Consider the following 17,153-nt stretch of genomic DNA (forward strand, 5'->3'; position numbering starts at 1 on the left):
CCGCAGAGGTCGAAGAGCGGGCGTCGACGTAGTTCGCTTATGAGCGGAAGGATGGATAGATGAGTGACTCGCAGGCGCAGGAGCCCGGGGTCGACTGGCACAAATGGACCATGAACCACGCTGGGCTGGTCCGGGCCTTCGAGCCGGCCACCTTCGCCGCCGACGGCGACGAGGACGCGCCGCGGCTGGCGGCGGGAGCTCTGATCATGGCTGCTACGCAGATCATCGACGAGCTGTTCCAGGATATCGAGACGCTGGCCAGGGACGGCGGCGGCAGCGTTCCCGACAGCGAAGGTGCCTACTTCGTTCTCGAGGACCTGCCGCAGCGATTCGCTCACCAGTACAACGGTCGCTTCGCTCGCAACTTCCACGTCGCGGCAGTCATGGTCACCGGCCGGTTGTCGGCGGAGCAGTGGATGCCGCCGGCCTCGGTCGGGGAAGCTCTCGCGCTGTACCTCGTCATTCAGCGGGCGCAGTACCTGCTCGTGGATCACGAGATCTTCGACCGGGACCAAGCCCGCGAGCTGTACCTCGGATTCGAGGACGCTGCGTTCGAGGACGTGGACCACGAGTGGCTTTACCGGGCAGACATGGACGGCTTCGAGGACGACGACAAGTTCGCCGCTCGATTCGGCACGGCCGACATGCGCGTGCAGTCATGGTTCCAGCCCACCAGCCACGGGCCCGCACACGTTCACGCCTTCTCGATCGACTTGGAGGCACCAGAGCAAGCCTGATGCCGAGGCAGTCACTGCCCAGAGCGAACGTGCCGAGGACATCGAGTCGATGCGGGGAAGGGTAGGGAGAGGGCTGCCCAGCCCTAGAGTGGACCTCAAGCCCAAGGACTCCGCGGGATGCACCGGCAGTGACTGACACACTGGCAGTGTGGGGGTCAGGGGTTCGAGTCCCCTCAGCTCCACCCTTCTGAGCAGGGCAAGCGCACCGTCTGACTCTCCAAGTTAGACGGTGCGATTTTTTTTGCGCACACATGTGCACACCTAATGATCTTGAGGTCCTGTCCCAGCGGCGCCGCCGGAGGGCCGGATTCTAGGCCCTAAACCGCCTCTGAGCTGCGCAAACTTCCAAGAATGACGGCGTTTTACCTCGAAACGGCCGCTGGCGAGGCTGTCTAAATCCTGGGCTCCAGTGGCCCAAATCACACCCCACTTCTTGGGTGGCCCGTCCTTCCCGTGGCGGGATTGGACCCCCGCCGACCACCCCTAGGCCGCCTCCAGGGCGACCGCTCGCCCTCAAACGAGACAGCCCCGGACAGCGTCAGTTAGGGCCTCTGCGGCTGTCTCCAGCCGCCAACCTCGGCAAGGCTCGGAAGAGCCAGCACGAGCCCTCCTCGAGGCTCCGACTGGCAGCCGCGGACACCTCCGTAGCGGTCCGGCCCTACGGCTGGCCTCCACTGGCCGCACCACAGGCGTCCACACGACGGGGAGGAACGAATGCCACAGCACGATGCCCAGCAACCGCAACACCGGGACGCCGACCAAGATCTCTACTTCTCCGTGGAACAGGTGGCCGCCCAGCTGAAGGTCTCAGCACGATGGCTCGCCGATCAGTGCCGTGATGGCCGAGTTGAGCACGTGCACCTCGCAAGGAAGCGCAAGTTCACTCCCGCGCAAGTTCAGAAGCTCCTCGACAGCCACACAGTCAAGCCGGCAGAGGTTCGAGAGAGAGAACGAGGGCATGAGCGAGCGGTGCAACGCGTGCGCCGGGAACGCGCGCGACAGCGCCGCTAGAGCCGCCTAATGCGCGTCTGAGTGGCTTCGGGAAGGGTTTGACTCCCACAAGAATTTCTGTGGGGGTCGCCCCTCCCTGGCTGCAATCAAATTGCGCTCTGACCTCCCGAAGAACTGTATCCCAGCGGCGCCTACACCGCCAGCGGCTCGACAGCTCTATGTCGTCGATGCGCGCAAGTAACTCAATGGGGACTAAGTGAATAGCACACCAGACACCCTCTCGGCAGCAATGGTCTGGCTCGACGCAGGCTGCGCAGTTATCCCGATCCGCGCAGACGGGAGCAAGGCTCCTCTCGTCCCGTGGCGCAGTTATATGCACGCGCCGCCAGATCGAGGACAAGTCGAGGAATGGTTTACGGGCAATCCCCCGGGAATGGCGATTGTGTGTGGCAGCGCCTCCTCGAGGCTTGAGATGCTCGAGCTGGAAGGCCGCGCAGTCGACGAGGGGTTAGGGCAGGCGCTGATTGAGCTTCTAGTCGAAGCTGGCCTAGCCGATCTATGGAGACGTATAACGTCCGATGGCTACTGGGAGAGGACACCGTCCGGAGGGGTCCATATCCTCTATAGGATCGCCGATGCCGCAGTCGATAGAAACCTCAAACTTGCGCGGCGACCCGCGACCGAGGACGAGCTCTCGATCAATGCGACTGACAAAGTCAAGACGCTTGCCGAAACCCGAGGCGAAGGCGGCTACACCATCGTCGCTCCGTCCTACGGCACGGTGCACGAAACACGCCGCCCGTGGGTGGCCCTGAACGGATCGACGCCAGCGCGGATTCCGGCCATCAGCGTGATCGAACGTGCGGCGTTGTTGGACGCGGTTCGAGCGCTTGATGAAATGCCACCCCCGCCACCCGCCGTGCAGCATCGTTCGTCTGCGCCGCTAACTGGACAGGACGTCACACCAGGGGATGACTTCGAGCGACGAATGGATTGGAGCGACCTATTGGTGCCTGCGGGGTGGACGCTCGTACACAGCATGGGACGTACGCGGTATTGGCGACGGCCCGGGAAGAGCGCTGGAATTTCTGCGACAACGGGCCGCGCTGACGACCGTGACCGCCTCTTCGTATTCAGCAGCAGTACGGAGTTCGAGACGGAGACGCCGCTGACGAAGTTTCATGTCTTTACGGTGCTGCACCATGGCGGTGACCATCGCGCTGCCGCCCGGGCGTTGCGCCATGACGGATACGGCCGACGTTTGGATGCGCAATCGGGGTCAGGTGGCTCGGCTACCGGCTCGGGGGCCTGGGGGTCTCGGGACGCGGCGCCAGTTCGCGCCGGTGTCGTACGCGAAGCGGTGTCGCCGCCGGCGGCATGGGGACCGACGGAAGACGGACTGGCTCGCGCCCTGGTCGCGCACCACGGTCACGAGCTGAGGTATTGCCCTCAGCGAGGAGCTTGGCTGTTGTGGTCGGGGCATCGGTGGGTCTGGGACGACGCGGAGCGTCACCGGGAGTACGTGAGGGGGCTGGCTCGGCAGTTGCCCACCGCCGGTGGATGGCGTCGTTTCCGATCTCAGGCGTTGTCTGCTGGCGGGGTATCTGGCGTGGTGCGCCTGGCGCGTTCGGACCCCGCGGTGACCGTGTCTTTGGCTGCGTTGGACGCCCGTCCTTATGAGCTGAACACACCAGCAGGTGTCGTGGACCTTCGGACCGGTGAGGTAAGTTCCGCGGATCCCACGCTTCTGCATACGCGATCGACCGCGGTGGCGCCGGACTTCGAGCGGCGGTCGGAGGTTTTCGACGCCTTCTTGCATGACACCTTCGGCGACGATGACGAGCTGGCCGGATATGTGCAGCGGTTGATCGGCGTTTCGGCCATCGGCAGTGTCCTCGAGCAGCTGCTTCCGTTCGCGGTGGGTCCTGGAGCGAATGGCAAGTCGACGCTGTTGGAGGCGGCGATGCATGCGCTGGGCCGTGGTGATGACGGCTATGCCCGGGCGGGGTCGTCGGAGATGTTGATGGTGCGCAAGCATGCCGAGCATCCTGCGGAGCTGGCGCAGCTGTCCGGTGCTCGGCTGGTGGTGTGCGCTGAGCTGGATGAGGGGCAGCGGTTCGCGGAGGCCCGGGTGAAGCAGCTGACCGGCCGGGACTCGTTGTCGGCGCGGTTCATGCGCCGGGACTGGTTCACGTTCGAGCCGAGTCACACACTGTGGCTGCTCGGCAATCACCTTCCGGTCGCCCGGGCGGGCGGGCCGGCGTTCTGGCGTCGGATTCGGGTGCTGCCGTTCAACCGTGTGGTGGCGCCCGAGCGGCAGGACAAGAAGCTGGGCGAGCGCCTGGCGGAGAACGCGCCCGTGGTGCTGGCGTGGATCATCGCGGGTGCCGCCGCGTACCACGAGGGCGGGCTTCGTGAGCCGGCGTCGGTGTCCTCGGCGACCGCGGCGTATGCGCGGGATCAGGACACGGTCGGGCGTTTCGTTGAGGAGCAGTGCCGTGTGCAGGTGGCTGCGGGGCACTTGCGCACGGCGGTGAGTGTGCTGCGGGACGCGTACGAGCAGTGGTGTGAGCAGCTAGGCGAGCGGCCGGTGTCGGCCAAGCGGCTCACGCAGGAGCTGCAGGGCCGCTTCGCGGTGGCGGACGCACGGGGAAGCAAGGGCCGGCGCTTCTACACCGGCGTTGCGCTGGTGAACGGCGAGGACGGGCAGGCTGCTCTGCCGGTTGAGTCATGATCGCCCGACGCTCGCCCGCCGGGTCGGGGTGACGGGTGACAGATGTTCCGCGTTTTCCCGGTTGAGCGCTATACGCGCGCGGGCGCGCGCGTACATGGTGCGCGCGCGTTGCTGGTGAACTGGATTGTGGGGTTGATCTGTCACCTGTCACCCGTGGGCTACTGTCACCTACCCGACACCTTTCTGAGTGATAAACGTCGATAGGCGGTGTTGTGCGTGTCGTGGATCTTGCACAAAGATGGCGGCATGGGGGGTTCGCTCTATACGCGAGGACTGCACGCACTCGACCGGGAGACGTTCGCCTATCTGAGTCCGCCGGGGACGTGGGGCTGGAGCAACTGTGGGCTGGTGGTCTCCGGTGACCGGGCGCTGCTGGTCGACACGCAGTTCACCGTGGCGCTGACCCGGGAGCTGCTGGACGCGATCGGGGCGCAGTGTCCGGGCGTGGTGATCGAGACGGTGGTGACCACGCACGCGAACGGCGATCACTGCTGGGGCAATCAACTGCTCAGTGACGCGGAGGTCATCGGCTCGGCCGCATTGGCGCATGGCCTAGCTGACGAGGTGCAGCCCGAGCAACTGGCGGCGCTGAGCGGGCCGAGTTCGCCGGACACGCCGCTGGGCGACTATATGCGCCGGCACTTCGGCATCTTCGACTTCACCGGCGTGCGCGTCACTGCGCCGACGCGGACCTTCACCGGCCGGCTGGAGGTCCCGGTGGCGGATCGTACCGTCGAGCTGATCGAGGTCGGCCCGGCGCACACCGACGGTGACGTGATCGTGCACGTACCCGATGTCGGGGTGCTGTACGCCGGGGACATCCTGTTTGTCGGTGGGCACCCCATCATGTGGACCGGGCCGGTCGATAACTGGATCGCCGCTTGCGACCGGATCCTGGCCACCGGAGCAGACTGCATCGTGCCGGGGCACGGCCCGGTCACCGACCCGGCCGGCGTGAAGACCTTCCGGGCCTATTTGGAGTGGGTGGCGCAGCGCGCAGAGCAGGCATACGCGGCGGGGCTGTCGTACTGGGAGGCCGGGTCTCCGGCAGCGATTCCCCTGGCGTACGGCGGGTGGGGTAACCCGGAGCGTTTGGTGATCACCATGGCGGCGGCCTATCGGGCCCTCGGCGACGGCGCGCATGATCTCACGGAGGTTCTGGCGCACGCGGCGGACGCGGAGCCGCGGAAGGTGTCGCGGTAGCTGCCGTGATCAGTCTTGGGAATCGATCGGGATCAGCATCATGATGCGGCTACCGGGTGCGCGCATCGGTGCGAACGCGACCAGCTCGATGGGCTGCACCTTGCGGTGCAGCGGCAAATGCAACGAGCGGCGGTCGCCGTCGGGATGCGGGTAGGTCAGCGGCTGCTCTTTGTACCGTCGGGCGTCGGGGTTCAGCGCGAGGATCTCGTCTATGACGGCGGCGAGGCGCTTGTTGTCCGGGGCTCGGGCCTGCGCGAATTGCATCTGGGCGAACATCTGCGGCGCCCAGTCGGTGTCCCAGCGGTGCAGTTGGGTGCGGGCCTCCGGGAACGTGAAGACCCACCGCATGATGTTGTTCTCGTGGCCGGCCACCCAGGGGAACCACTTGCGCATTTCGCCGTTGTACGCGACTAGGTCCCATGCCTCGTCGCTGACGTAGGCGGGCCAGGGCTGTGCCTCGAGGATGCGCCGGATCGTCGGGGTGCAGCGCATCGTCGACTCGTCCGCGGCGGCAGTTAGCGCATGCCCGGTGGCGAGGAAGAACAACAGGCTCTTCTCGGCGGGGCTGAGTCTTAGCGTGTACGCGACGCGGTTCAGGAAGTCGTCGCTGTAGTTCTGCGGCTCACCCCGCTCCAGGGCGCTGTACCAGCCCACGCTGCAGCCGGTCAACGTGGCCACCAGTTCCTTGCTGGCTTGCCGTCGGCGCCTCGTCCGGTGGTAGTCCAGACCTGGGAAGGCGTCTTCGGGCTTGAGCCGGAGCCGCCAAGCCTTGACGTGGCGGGCCAGCTCATTCGGTTCGGATGTGGGCCGACGTGGCGTCGCTGCGCTGCCCCTGTACGCAATGCGAGGTGCCGACGGGTGCGGACCTGAGGTTCCGGTAGTTTCTGGGGCTGTCATGGGCGGTTTTCGTCGGTGACGTGTCGACGGTTCGAATCCGTGTGACGGTCAACCACGTATTCCGGTTGCAAGGTGCAAAGCCTCCAAGGATTTACTTCAACCTTCGCTGTCTGCGCTCTCGCTCAGCTATTGACTCGCCCCTACTGGAAGTTCATACGTCGCTGGCCGCGGCCATGGATCCGCTCCGGCAACCTGATGACCAATTGAAGCGGCCGGTTCTCCTAGCGCAACGGAGTCCACGGCGGAGCTTCGCCGTCGTAGAGGGTCAGGTACGTAGGGCGGACCACCACCCCACGGTGAAGACGCCGGCGGCGCGAGCGGCGTCCAGCGCTTGCTTGCCGATCCTGATGAGCTCGCCGGATCTGCCTTCGTACGTCATCCAGACGTCGGGTGCCTCGGTGCTGCCCATGCAGAGTTCACCGGCGAACTCGTCTTCGGCGTGCGTGACGTCGAAGCCTGCGCTGCGCATCATCGCCGTATACGAGTCGAGGGTGCCCATGGGCCGCGCCAGGCGGAAGTGTTCGCAGACGGGATCGATGAGCGAGGCGATGTCGTCGCTTGTCTGGTACTGGCCGTAGGGTCGCTGGATCCAGTCGAGACCGACGAGGCGGCCGCCTGGCTTGACGATCCGGTGGGCGGCCTTGAAGAAGGCCTTCTTGTTGGACAGGTGACAGACGGACTCCATGAACAGCACCGCGTCGAAGGACTTGGAAGGCCACGCGGCCAGCTTCTTGTAGTCCTCATCTCCGACCGTCACAAAGGCGGTTAGGTCGCTCACCCCGCGCTCGGCTGCCAGCCGGCGGGCGCGCACGGTGAGTGAGTCCGTGTTCGATAGCCCGACGACGGTCGCTCCGGTCATGGCGGCCATCTGCACGGCGCCGCCGCCTGCACCGGCTCCGAACTCCAGCACGCGGCTGCCAGGGCGCAGTCCAGCGTGGTCGGTGAGCCGGCGCAGCATCGCCGTGGCGGCTTCCTGCGCCGATCCGCCGGCCTTCTGGACGGCCCAGTCCCCATGGAACCAGGTGTCACCCATCATCGCGATGTAGGCGAGGGCTGCCGCTTCTCCGTCCGGGCCCTCGTCGTAGAAACGCCGTACCTGTGACTCGTGAGTTACATGGACCGTGGCGGCCTCGCTAGGAAAATGCATTTCTGTCCAATTCGTTTTACAGCCGGATTGTGAATGCGACCTCGATCACACCAGGTGGTTTTTAGTGTTGGCCGCAACGGGGCAACTAAGGGCAAACAACGATCCTTGCCGATGCAGCGGCCGAGATGCATCGCCATGACGGGGTAATCGGCGACGCGGTGGTTACCTACTTCGGGGTAATCTCCGTCGATGGTCGCCGGGGAGATCAGGGGAAATCTGCCGCTGGACATTGGGCCGTTCGTCGGCCGTGACGCTCTACTCAAGAAGGTTCGTCGTCTGCTGAGTCATGTCCGTCTGCTGACGCTGACCGGCCCCGGGGGTGTGGGCAAGACGCGTCTTGCCCTGCGCGTCCTCAAGCAGGAGTCAGCCGACGGCACTTGGATGATAGATATCGAATCGGTGGCTGCTCAAGCCGACCGAAGCCCGGCAAGCTTCTACGCTCATCTGGCTTTGGAGCTCGGCATTCACCGCAACGGTGTCGCCGGGCTGGACACCATCCTCGACCATCTGCGCGGCCGACGTGTCCTGCTCGCTCTGGACAACTGCGAGTCGTTGGTTCCTGAGGTCAGGGCGTTCGTGCGGGCGCTTCTGGTGGCGGCACCGCACGTGCGGATTCTGGCGACATCACGGCAGGTGCTCGGCTTGGAAGGCGAACACACGCTCGTCGTGCCGCCGCTCGATCTGCCCGCCGCGAGTCAGCTGTTCATCGAACACGCCGCCGCGGCCGGCGCGGACCGCAAGGCACTGGACGCCGACCCCGGTGTGGAAGAGCTGTGCACTCGCCTTGACGGTCTGCCCCTGGCTGTCCGGCTGGCCGCGGCACGCATGTCCGTGCTGTCGGTGAGCGACCTGCTCGATCGCCTCGACGACCGGTTCCACGTGCTCAAGGGCATCGAAGGCGTCGTGGCGTGGAGCTACGAGCAGTGCAGCGATGACGAGCAACGCCTGTGGGCCGTGGCGTCCGTCTTCGCCGACGCCTTCGATCTGGAAGCCATTACGGCGATCGCCGCCGGAGCCGGCATGGATCCTCTGCAGGTCCTGGACAACGTAGCCGGGCTCGTACAGAAGTCGGTACTCACGGCGCACACCTCGACCGCAACCACCCGCTACGCGATGCTCAACACGGTGCGTGAGTACGGCGAGCGCAGACTCGCGGATACCGGTGACGTCGAACGGCTGCGCGACCTTCACTGCGACTACCACCGCGATCTGGTCGGTCGCGCCGCTGCGTCGTGGCTCGGGTCGGCCGAGCTCGACGTCATGGCGGCAGTCCACCGGCAGCTTCCCGACATCCTGGCCGCCATCGAGCACGCCCACGCCGGAGGTGACCTCGCCGCAGCCAGGGCGATCTGCCGCGCTCTCGTGCGCTGCCGAGCCCCGTTCTTCTTCGGCTTCCTGGAACTGGTGAGCCAGCACTTGCAGCGCGTGATCGACGCTTCCGCGGCCGCGATCTCGAACCCGGCAGAGGCCGCTGACGTGGCCGCCGTCGCCGCCATGGCCGGCTGGATCGCCGTGACGGTGGGACGCGCTGATGACGCCGACAAGCTGATAGCAGCCGCCAACGACATCCTCGAGCAGTGGCGCGTGGGCGCGATCCCCCCGCTGCTGTTCGCCGAAGGCGGCCGCAAGGCCCTTGGCCTCGGTGCGCGCGAGGGCTTCGGCATGCTCGCCGCGGTACGAGCGCTGTTCAGCGAAGAGGAATACGCGGGGGACCGGCACATGGCCACCATGACGTGGGCTATGGGCTTCGCCTTCGCAGGTGAGCCGGAAGCCGCCGTCGAAGCCACTGCCGAATATCTGCGGCAGGCCGAGGCGGCGCAGGCTCCCTGGGCGATCTCCTGGGCGCTGTGGACCTCCGCCCTATCAGCCTTGCAAGCCGGCGATCTCCGTCAGGCCTCGACGTATCTTGATCGATGCCTGATCTTGCAGAGGGACATGGATGATCACTGGGGCCAGACTTGGTCTATCGAGCTGGCAGCCTGGGTCGCCGCCGCCGGGCTCGAGCTGGCCGCGAAGCCGCGCGATCGCGCGCGGCGTGCCGCGTGGCTACTCGGCGCCGCTCAGGCTCGTCAGGACAAGATCGGCGTGCTGATGGCCGGCCTCAAACCCTTCGCGGACCGGCGCGCTCTCGCCCACGAGCAGATCGCCAGCGTCCTGGATGAGGTCGCTACCGCTGCGGCGTCGGCTGATGGCAGACGTGCCCATGCCCATGCGATCCGAGTGGCGCTCGGCGACCCGATGCCGCGCGGCCCCCGGGCGGTCATGCGTGACGGATTGACTAGACGCGAACTGGAAATCGCCGAGCTGGTTGCCCAAGGCCACACCAGCGCCGCGATCGGTAAAGAACTCCACATCGCCTCGGCGACCGTGGACGCCCACGTGAAGCGGATCCTCGCCAAGCTCGGCCTGCGCAGCCGCAAAGCGCTAGCGGCCTGGGTGGCGTCTCGCCAGACGTAGACCCGTGCGGTCTCGGTGAGCCACGCGATTGGACCACAGCTCGTGGTTCATGGCGCGGCGTGCGCCTTGGCCGCCGCTGCATGAAAAGCGTCGCAATGCACCGCAAAGCACTGCCTTAACTCGACAGTGACAATGCCGCAATCGCAGTGTGTAGTCAAAGATCGTCAGCGCGTGCACGATGTTGACTTCGTCGACGCGAAGCCGTCCTCCCAGGACGGCATGAGCCGCGAACCAACGGCTCTCACCCACCGCGTCCTGTGGAGAGGAAGTCATGACTCGAACGGCGCTGGTCATCGGAGGAAGCCGCGGCATCGGGCATGCCACCGCACTGCTGCTTGCACAGCAGGGACATCGCGTGGCGATCACTTACCGCGACGCGGCACCGTCGTCGAGCCTGATGTCGGTCCGCTGCGACGTCAATGACCCGGAGACGGTGGAAACGGCATTCGCGGCGGTCGAAACGGAGCTGGGCCCGGCCGAGATGGTCGTGATGAATGCGGGCCTCACTCGGGATCAGCTTCTGGTGCGGATGGCCGAGGAGGACTTCGCGTCCGTTGTCGACACCAACCTGACGGGGGCCTTCCGTATCGCCAAGCGGGCCACCCTACCGATGCTGAAGGCCAGGTGGGGCCGGCTGATCTTCATCTCGTCGGCGGTGGCGCTGCGCGGTGAAAAAGGACAGGCGAACTATGCGGCCTCCAAAGCAGGATTGGTCGGCTTCGCGCGCTCACTGACGCGCGAGCTCGGCAGCCGCAACATCACCGCGAACGTTGTCGCTCCCGGCTACACCGAGACGGACATGACCGCGTCCCTGACCGACGCGCAACGTGAGCACATGCGATCGCAAATCCCGCTCGGCCGCGCAGCTCAGCCTGAGGAGGTCGCGGCGGCGGTCGCCTTCCTCGCCAGCGACCAGGCCGGCTACATCTCCGGGGCGGTGCTGCCCGTCGACGGCGGCGCCGGCATGGGTCACTAGCAATCCCAGCAGGGCGCTAGCCAACACACATCACCATGGGGGAGAAGGGCGTGCTGAACACCCGCGACCAATCCACATATGTGACGGGCGCCGACCGAACGGAGCGCCCGCGAGCCGGAAGGACGAGATTCCGCACGGAAGGGGGCGAAGCGATGGAGCCGGCCCAAGCGCAAGCGCACGACGGGTCGGAGGCAGCCTTCACCTTCGGTCGATGCCTACGCCGTGCCCGGATGGCCAAGCAATGGTCGCAGCTACAACTGGCGCACCGGATGCGTGAGGTCGGGGCCGGGCACCATGGCGCTGCCACCATCGCCTCCCTGCTGATCATGCTCAGCAAGTGGGAGAACGACCGGAAGCATCCCAACCAGTACAACCTGCATCTGCTGGCTGCGGCGCTGGACATCCCGGTGGAAGGCCTGCACCTGCCGGTCGATCCCGACTTCGTCTTTTAACAGCACGCGCGCCGGTGCAGCAGCCTGCGACGTTCTGCGGCGGCCCGTGCAAACCTCAGCGGCCCCCAGCAGTGCCAGCGTGCTCAGGATGCACTCCGCTGAAGACGCCGAGCGCCCATACCAGAACACCGGCATAGACGTGCAGGGCATCGGCGAACTCGACCAGTCGATTGACGCCACCGACATCGCTCACGGTCACGGTCGCGATGTCGTCGTATGCCGACGCTGGATCGCCCTGCATGCGATCGGTGATCAATTCGCTGAGTGTGCGCCGGGCATGAGCCACGGTCTCGTTCTGCTCCGACGCCACCCGGTCGTCACCGTCGCTGCTAAAACGCACCTCCGGCAGGTAGTGGCCCCACGCGGCAATCACATCGGACGGAAGAATGACACTGGAGCCCGGTGGCGGCGGCATCTCATCGGCCACTACAGCCTGGGCGACCTGAGTGGCATAGACCGCGTAGACCGTCGCGGCCCGGGCAAGCACCACGATGGCCTGTTCGAAATGCTGATCGGTGAGGCGCTGTAGATCGGTGAACGCTTGCGGTGCCGGCGTGCCCGCGCAGTCGGCGGCGCGTTGGGCCTCCAGGATTGCTTCGATTTGCATCCCCTGGGCCGATACGGCTTGCAGGTAGACAGCGGACTGGTTGCACGCTGTTCCCATCGCGATGAGCGACCGGCGTACGTCCGCTGGCAAGCGCACTCCCATGTGCGGCTGCAACAGCTGCTGCGTGGTCACACCCATGCGCGCCCGTCTCCTGTCAGTCGGCTGCCCGATTCGCACGCCCCGCGGCGGCATCCCGTTCGGTTGCAAGCTGCATATCGGGCGGCGCGTCGCGCGTCAAGGCGGCGCAGCAGACAGCCCCGGACAGCCCCAGACAGCTACCTCGGCGAGGCGATCTCGCGGAGGGTTGAATCCGTGGTCGAAGTTTCCCAAACTGTAGACGCTGAGCAATCCGGCGCCCCTTCCTACCTTGGATCGCGCGCTGAGTCTCAGGCACCGCTAGCCCGCCCGGCTCGCCTGCCGAGCCCGGTCTGGAGCCTGGCCGAACTGCCCCGGCACCGCCGCAAGACACTCGCCCGGCGCCTTCTCGTCCTCGCGTGCCGACGTGCCGAGGCGACAGCGCCCGACGCGGCTACCTGACCGCTGCGCTCCATCTCCGCGTCGCTATCCCGCGGCGCTGTCTCTGCGAGAGGTTGTTTCCTCATGCATCTGCGTCACCTCACGGCGTGCCTGCTGCCGCAGCGCCGATCGCCGATGCAACAGCTGCTCCAGCCGCGGCCTCGCGGTCCCGGCCTGACATCGCAGCACCCACCGTCGGCTCTGCAATCATCGGCATGTCGGCTAACCGCATTACCGCCGGTCGCAGCGGCATCGCTGCGGCGGCCGGGCTGGCGGCTGGACTCGGCACCTTGCTTAGGTTCACTGGCCGGCGCCGCGCGTGGGCCCGTGTCCGGCTGGCTCAACGCCACCCGCGTCACGAGCGCAGCAAGCCGCCAAGAAATCCACGTCCACCTGGGTACGGCGCAACTTCAGCTGCTGCATGACGGCCGCCTGACTAGCACCTGGCTTATCGCCACCACCCCCAGGATCGCGCTTCCCGCAGGACGCACGTTCCTGCTCGCCATTGTCCGCCGCACACCCCCACACGCGGCCCCCGATACTGCTGAGCCTGGCCGCCCGCGGTTGAGCGGACCAGCCGCGGCTGGTCACCTTCTACCCCCAGCCCACGGCAGGCGCGGAGCTCCACAACGGTGTGCCCGCCGCTGCGATAACCGCCCGCACCGCCGTCGCCCCGGCTGCCTCGTGAGCATCTGCACCCGCTGATTCGAGGGGCGAAGCCCACTCCACAATCGCTCAAGGAGCGCCCATGCGACTCGATCCGTTCAGCGAGCCCTACAGCCGCGATCCCGCCGCGACCTGGCGGCGCATGCTGGCCACCTCGGCACCCGTCAGCTACGACCCGAAGCTCGGCATGTGGCTGATCGCCGGGCACGACAACGTCCGCGATGTTCTGTCCGACACCATCCAATTCAGCAATGCGATGACTCTGGTCCCCATCACGCAGGTCAGCGCACTGGCGGGCGCGATCCTCGCCGCACTCGATGCCCCGGCCGTGGCCGTCACCGCCGACCCGCCGCAACACCTGCGCACCCGCGCGATCTTGCGCGCGCTGTTTCCCACCACGACCCTGCGAGCGCAGCAGCAATGGGGGGCGCTCATCCAGGTCCGCGTCGACCACCTGGTCACCGACCTGGAGCAGCAGAGCACCGCGGACCTGATGGTCTTCGCCGTGCACCTACCGCTGTACGTCATCCTCGACGTCCTCGGCCTGCCCCTCACTGACGCCGCCGTTGTGCGCGCCTGGACGGACGACTTTGCCCAGCTCCTCTGGGGCAACCCCACCCCGCAAGCGCAGATCGCCTACGCCCACTCGAGTGTCGCGCTATGGCGATACTGCGTCGACGCGGTCACCGCCCGCGCCGACAGCGGTGACTACGGCAGCGGGCTGATCGGCGACCTGCTGCGCTACCGCCACAACCACGACGCCAACCTCACCGTCGCCGAGATCGCCGCACTGGCCCTCAACCTCGTCGGCGCCGGCTGGGAAACCACCGCCGGAGCCCTCGGCCACGCCCTGGACCACGCCCTCACCGAACCCGAGCGCTGGGCCCGGCTGGCCGACGACGAGCACTCCCTGAGCCTGCACATCGAAGAAGCGCTGCGGCACAGCCCCGCCATCGACGGCTGGCTGCGCCACACCACCACCGACGTCACCCTCGACGGCGTCACCATCCCGGCGGGCAGCCGCTGCCTCGTGCTCATCGGCGCCGCCAACCACGACCCCGCCGTCTACGACGAGCCCTACGCCTTCGACCCGCTGCGGGTCCGCGCCGGTCAGCACCTGGCCTTCGGCGCAGGACCGCACTACTGCATCGGCGCGGCCCTGGCCCGCCTCGAACTGACCACCGCGTTACGGACCCTCGCCCGCCGCCTGCCCGACCTCACACTCGCCGCCGGCTACCAGCGACAGTTCACACCCAGCGCCGCCCTGCGCCAGCACACCGCATTACCGGTGCAGCAGCGACCGGCGCGATGCCCTGTGGCCCGCTACAGCTCCTGAGGCACCGCCACATCGCGGCGAATGTCCGATCGATGACGTCTGATCATGCAGCCGTCAGGGCGGAACCGATCTCAACGGATGCGCAGGACGCTGCGGTGGAGGAAAGCAGGCCTGCCACGGGCGAGGCAATAGTTTGCGCTAATCACCCGTGCCCAGCGCGAGCAGTATCCGCCTTTGTGCTGCACGGGTCCATGGTGGCCTGGGCCGACGACTCCCACTTCACCGTCTTACAAAGACCTTGAGGTACGTGGCGTCGCACAAGCCCGACGCCTCGCTCGTGGCGCCACAGTGGCACCGGCACGGCCCGCGGTTTCGAGCCGGGCCCAGCCCATGCCGTCCGGCGCCTCCCCGCCACGCCGCGAGCTTTGTGACGGCGATCCGGAGCAGCCTTCCATGGCCCTTCCCAGACGTACCGCAGGTGGCACGCCAGTGCGTGCTGGCGGGCGGCATCGAGCGCGCCCGGGTTCCAACCGCGTATTCGTGCCAGTTGACAGCACGCTTCGTGGGCGGAATCGAGCGCCCAGATGCGCTGCCGCGCCGCCGGGAGCGCGGCGAATCTGGCCGGCACCCGGACGTGCCCGCTGTCGTACGTCGACATCGCGACCGCGGCGCTCACCGGATCCTCCGGGCGCGGCGGCGCGACGCCGACATGGGCCGTGTGCTCACGATGACAGAACAGCCACAGCAGTGAATTCTTGCCCTCCAGTTGCAGCGGTGGCAGCGCCTGGCTGTAGACCTCGCACACGCCCCGCGCGGCCCGGACAAAGGCGTCCTCATCCGGCTCTGACGGCCACGGCCGGTCGGCGAAGCCGCCATCCGGCCACACCTCAACTCCACGGAAGATCGCCACGATCGAACCCTAGCCTCCGTCTTTCAAATACGGGCGGTGGTTGGGTGATGGGTTCAGCTCGGCGGACTTCCAGGGATGGTCTCCTGTTTGCCCAGCGGGTATTGCCCGGCCCTAGGCCGGGTTCTCCGTGGGTCCTGGGCGTCACCAGGTCTTCGCCACGGATACACCGCACGCGCCGGCTCGATCGAGTTCCTCGAAGTCCACCACAGCGTCGAGGACCGCATCCGCACCGGCAAAACCACCGGCGTCGGCCGGGCTCTCGTTCCCGCCAGTTCGCGATCGACGCCGCCTGGCTCGAACTCGTCCTGACCTGGATCGACCTGCCCAGCCACGGTGCTTGCAGCCCCTGGTGTGCAGCGTCCAGCTGACCCAGGCCGGGTTCACGGAACCCGTTCGGTTCGCGTTGCAGCCGGAATTGAGCCAAAGCCTGCGGCGCGTACACGCTGCGTACCTCGCGAGGATCCTCTAACTGAACTTGGGGTGGTGGGGACCGCCCAGTTTGACGGAGATGGCGTCCACCAGCGTGCGGTAGGCGGTACCGTCCGGCGCTGACGGGTCGACTTCATCGCTTTCCTCGTCAGCCTCGTCTGCAAGGACGGCCGAGTCGCTCAACTGGAGGAGCAGGTCTGTCCAACGGGGGCCGGTAAGCGTCATCCGGGAACTGCTCCGACCGCTGTTCGTGCCCTTAAGGAGCAGGTGCTGCTGCTGACTGGTCAAGTTGATTGTGTAGTTTCGGTCGGGGCGCAGATTCAGCTCGTTCAACGCTTCGAGGCTGACGTCGCCTAGCCCGCGGTAGTCGATGGCGTCAGCAGAGACGGCGAACTCGCACCAAGACGACCAAGCCTGTTTGTCGTTCGGGTTGCCGAAGGCCGCCGGGTTGAGGTCCTCTTCCTCCGGGACGTCGACTCCGGCCCGCCAACGGTAGCTTCCGCCCGGTGCCAGGTCGCCCGGACTGAACTCAAGGACCTGGGAACCGGACGTGTTGATGGTCTCGCCGCCGTCGAGCCGTTGGTACTGGTAGAGGATTGCTTCGCCGGCACCGGCTGTCGCCGAGACGCTGATCAGCGTCGTGTCGACCACCGGCCGTCCGGGACCGGTGACACAACCTTCGTGACCGGCCGTGATCGTCTGGGTCGGCGCTGACCCTATCGGCGTAGCGGGCAGCCACAGCTTCGGATCCACCAACGTGCCCTCTGGCCCTTCGCAGCCCAGGTCGGTAACGACGTTCTTAACGTTGCGGTACTTTTCCGCTTGCTCCTGCAATGCCTTCCGGCATTGCGCGTACAGGGTCTCGTCATCGTCGCCTGGCCCGGCCTGCGCGTACACCGACCCAGCTACGGCTAGCACGCTCACGAGAGCGGCGAGCCCCACCAGCCAGCGCAGCCGCATACGCGTTCGTCTCGTACCAGCCACCGGGACCCCCAACTTGATATCAGACCCCACCTTATCGGCGGCACCGCGCCTGACTAAAGGGGTTTCGCCTGGCTTTTGTGGCGTCCAGCCGTGTAGGTGATCGGCGATCCGGCCCGGACCGTAACGCTCCTGTAGTTTTCGGAAACAGTGAGGTGTCCAGGAGTTGGCAACCTCGTCATACACCGGACATCCACGTCCGCATTAGCTCGAC

At 66.6% G+C, this 17,153-nt stretch carries 12 protein-coding genes and 1 tRNA gene; 8 read left to right on the forward strand and 5 right to left on the reverse strand.

Annotation, left to right across the window (positions count from 1 at the left end):
* Positions 1–59 precede the first annotated feature (59 nt).
* The 4 genes from AB0368_RS33075 (at position 60) to AB0368_RS33090 (ending at position 5,625) form a co-directional block, all read left to right on the forward strand.
* Positions 60–737 carry a hypothetical protein gene (locus AB0368_RS33075; RefSeq protein WP_366157946.1) on the forward strand — a complete coding sequence of 226 codons (678 nt, stop codon included), beginning with the start codon at positions 60–62 and terminating at the stop codon, positions 735–737.
* A 115-nt stretch (positions 738–852) separates the two neighbouring features.
* A tRNA-Ala gene (locus tag AB0368_RS33080) sits at positions 853–919 on the forward strand.
* A 1,058-nt stretch (positions 920–1,977) separates the two neighbouring features.
* Complete coding sequence (locus tag AB0368_RS33085; protein WP_366157947.1) at positions 1,978–4,422, forward strand: phage/plasmid primase, P4 family; 2,445 nt, start codon at positions 1,978–1,980, stop codon at positions 4,420–4,422.
* Positions 4,423–4,668: 246 nt separating this feature from the next.
* A complete protein-coding gene (locus AB0368_RS33090; RefSeq protein ID WP_366157948.1) occupies positions 4,669–5,625 on the forward strand; it encodes an MBL fold metallo-hydrolase in 957 nt (318 codons plus the stop codon).
* A 9-nt stretch (positions 5,626–5,634) separates the two neighbouring features.
* On the opposite strand, the gene AB0368_RS33095 is transcribed toward AB0368_RS33090, so the two are convergent.
* Positions 5,635–6,522: a helix-turn-helix transcriptional regulator gene (locus tag AB0368_RS33095; protein WP_366157949.1), complete on the reverse strand. Its 888-nt coding sequence runs from the start codon at positions 6,520–6,522 to the stop codon at positions 5,635–5,637.
* A gap of 265 nt (positions 6,523–6,787) precedes the next feature.
* Complete coding sequence (locus tag AB0368_RS33100; protein ID WP_366157950.1) at positions 6,788–7,555, reverse strand: methyltransferase domain-containing protein; 768 nt, start codon at positions 7,553–7,555, stop codon at positions 6,788–6,790.
* A gap of 303 nt (positions 7,556–7,858) precedes the next feature.
* On the opposite strand from AB0368_RS33100, the gene AB0368_RS33105 reads away from it, so the two are divergent.
* The 3 genes from AB0368_RS33105 (at position 7,859) to AB0368_RS33115 (ending at position 11,554) form a co-directional block, all read left to right on the forward strand.
* Positions 7,859–10,126, forward strand: a complete 2,268-nt coding sequence (locus tag AB0368_RS33105; RefSeq protein WP_366157951.1) for a LuxR C-terminal-related transcriptional regulator — start codon at positions 7,859–7,861, stop codon at positions 10,124–10,126.
* A 271-nt stretch (positions 10,127–10,397) separates the two neighbouring features.
* On the forward strand, positions 10,398–11,102 hold the full coding sequence (fabG, locus tag AB0368_RS33110; protein ID WP_366157952.1) for a 3-oxoacyl-ACP reductase FabG: 705 nt from the start codon (positions 10,398–10,400) through the stop codon (positions 11,100–11,102).
* A gap of 230 nt (positions 11,103–11,332) precedes the next feature.
* Complete coding sequence (locus AB0368_RS33115; protein WP_366157953.1) at positions 11,333–11,554, forward strand: helix-turn-helix transcriptional regulator; 222 nt, start codon at positions 11,333–11,335, stop codon at positions 11,552–11,554.
* Positions 11,555–11,609: 55 nt separating this feature from the next.
* Here the strand turns inward: AB0368_RS33115 and AB0368_RS33120 are convergent, their stop codons facing one another.
* The gene (locus tag AB0368_RS33120; RefSeq protein WP_366157954.1) at positions 11,610–12,299 is read right to left on the reverse strand and encodes a hypothetical protein; all 690 of its coding nucleotides are present in this window, start codon (positions 12,297–12,299) and stop codon (positions 11,610–11,612) included.
* Between the two features lie 1,126 nt (positions 12,300–13,425).
* Here AB0368_RS33120 and AB0368_RS33125 point away from each other — a divergent pair.
* Positions 13,426–14,679 carry a cytochrome P450 gene (locus AB0368_RS33125; RefSeq protein ID WP_366157955.1) on the forward strand — a complete coding sequence of 418 codons (1,254 nt, stop codon included), beginning with the start codon at positions 13,426–13,428 and terminating at the stop codon, positions 14,677–14,679.
* A 142-nt stretch (positions 14,680–14,821) separates the two neighbouring features.
* Here the strand turns inward: AB0368_RS33125 and AB0368_RS33130 are convergent, their stop codons facing one another.
* Together AB0368_RS33130 and AB0368_RS33135 are read right to left on the reverse strand one after the other, a co-directional pair.
* Positions 14,822–15,529, reverse strand: a complete 708-nt coding sequence (locus AB0368_RS33130; protein WP_366157956.1) for a hypothetical protein — start codon at positions 15,527–15,529, stop codon at positions 14,822–14,824.
* 465 nt (positions 15,530–15,994) lie between these two features.
* Positions 15,995–16,918 carry a hypothetical protein gene (locus AB0368_RS33135; RefSeq protein ID WP_366157957.1) on the reverse strand — a complete coding sequence of 308 codons (924 nt, stop codon included), beginning with the start codon at positions 16,916–16,918 and terminating at the stop codon, positions 15,995–15,997.
* Positions 16,919–17,153: the final 235 nt, after the last annotated feature.

Origin of the sequence: Actinoplanes sp. NPDC051475 (assembly GCF_040689425.1) — a bacterium.
Classification (GTDB): domain Bacteria; phylum Actinomycetota; class Actinomycetes; order Mycobacteriales; family Micromonosporaceae; genus Actinoplanes.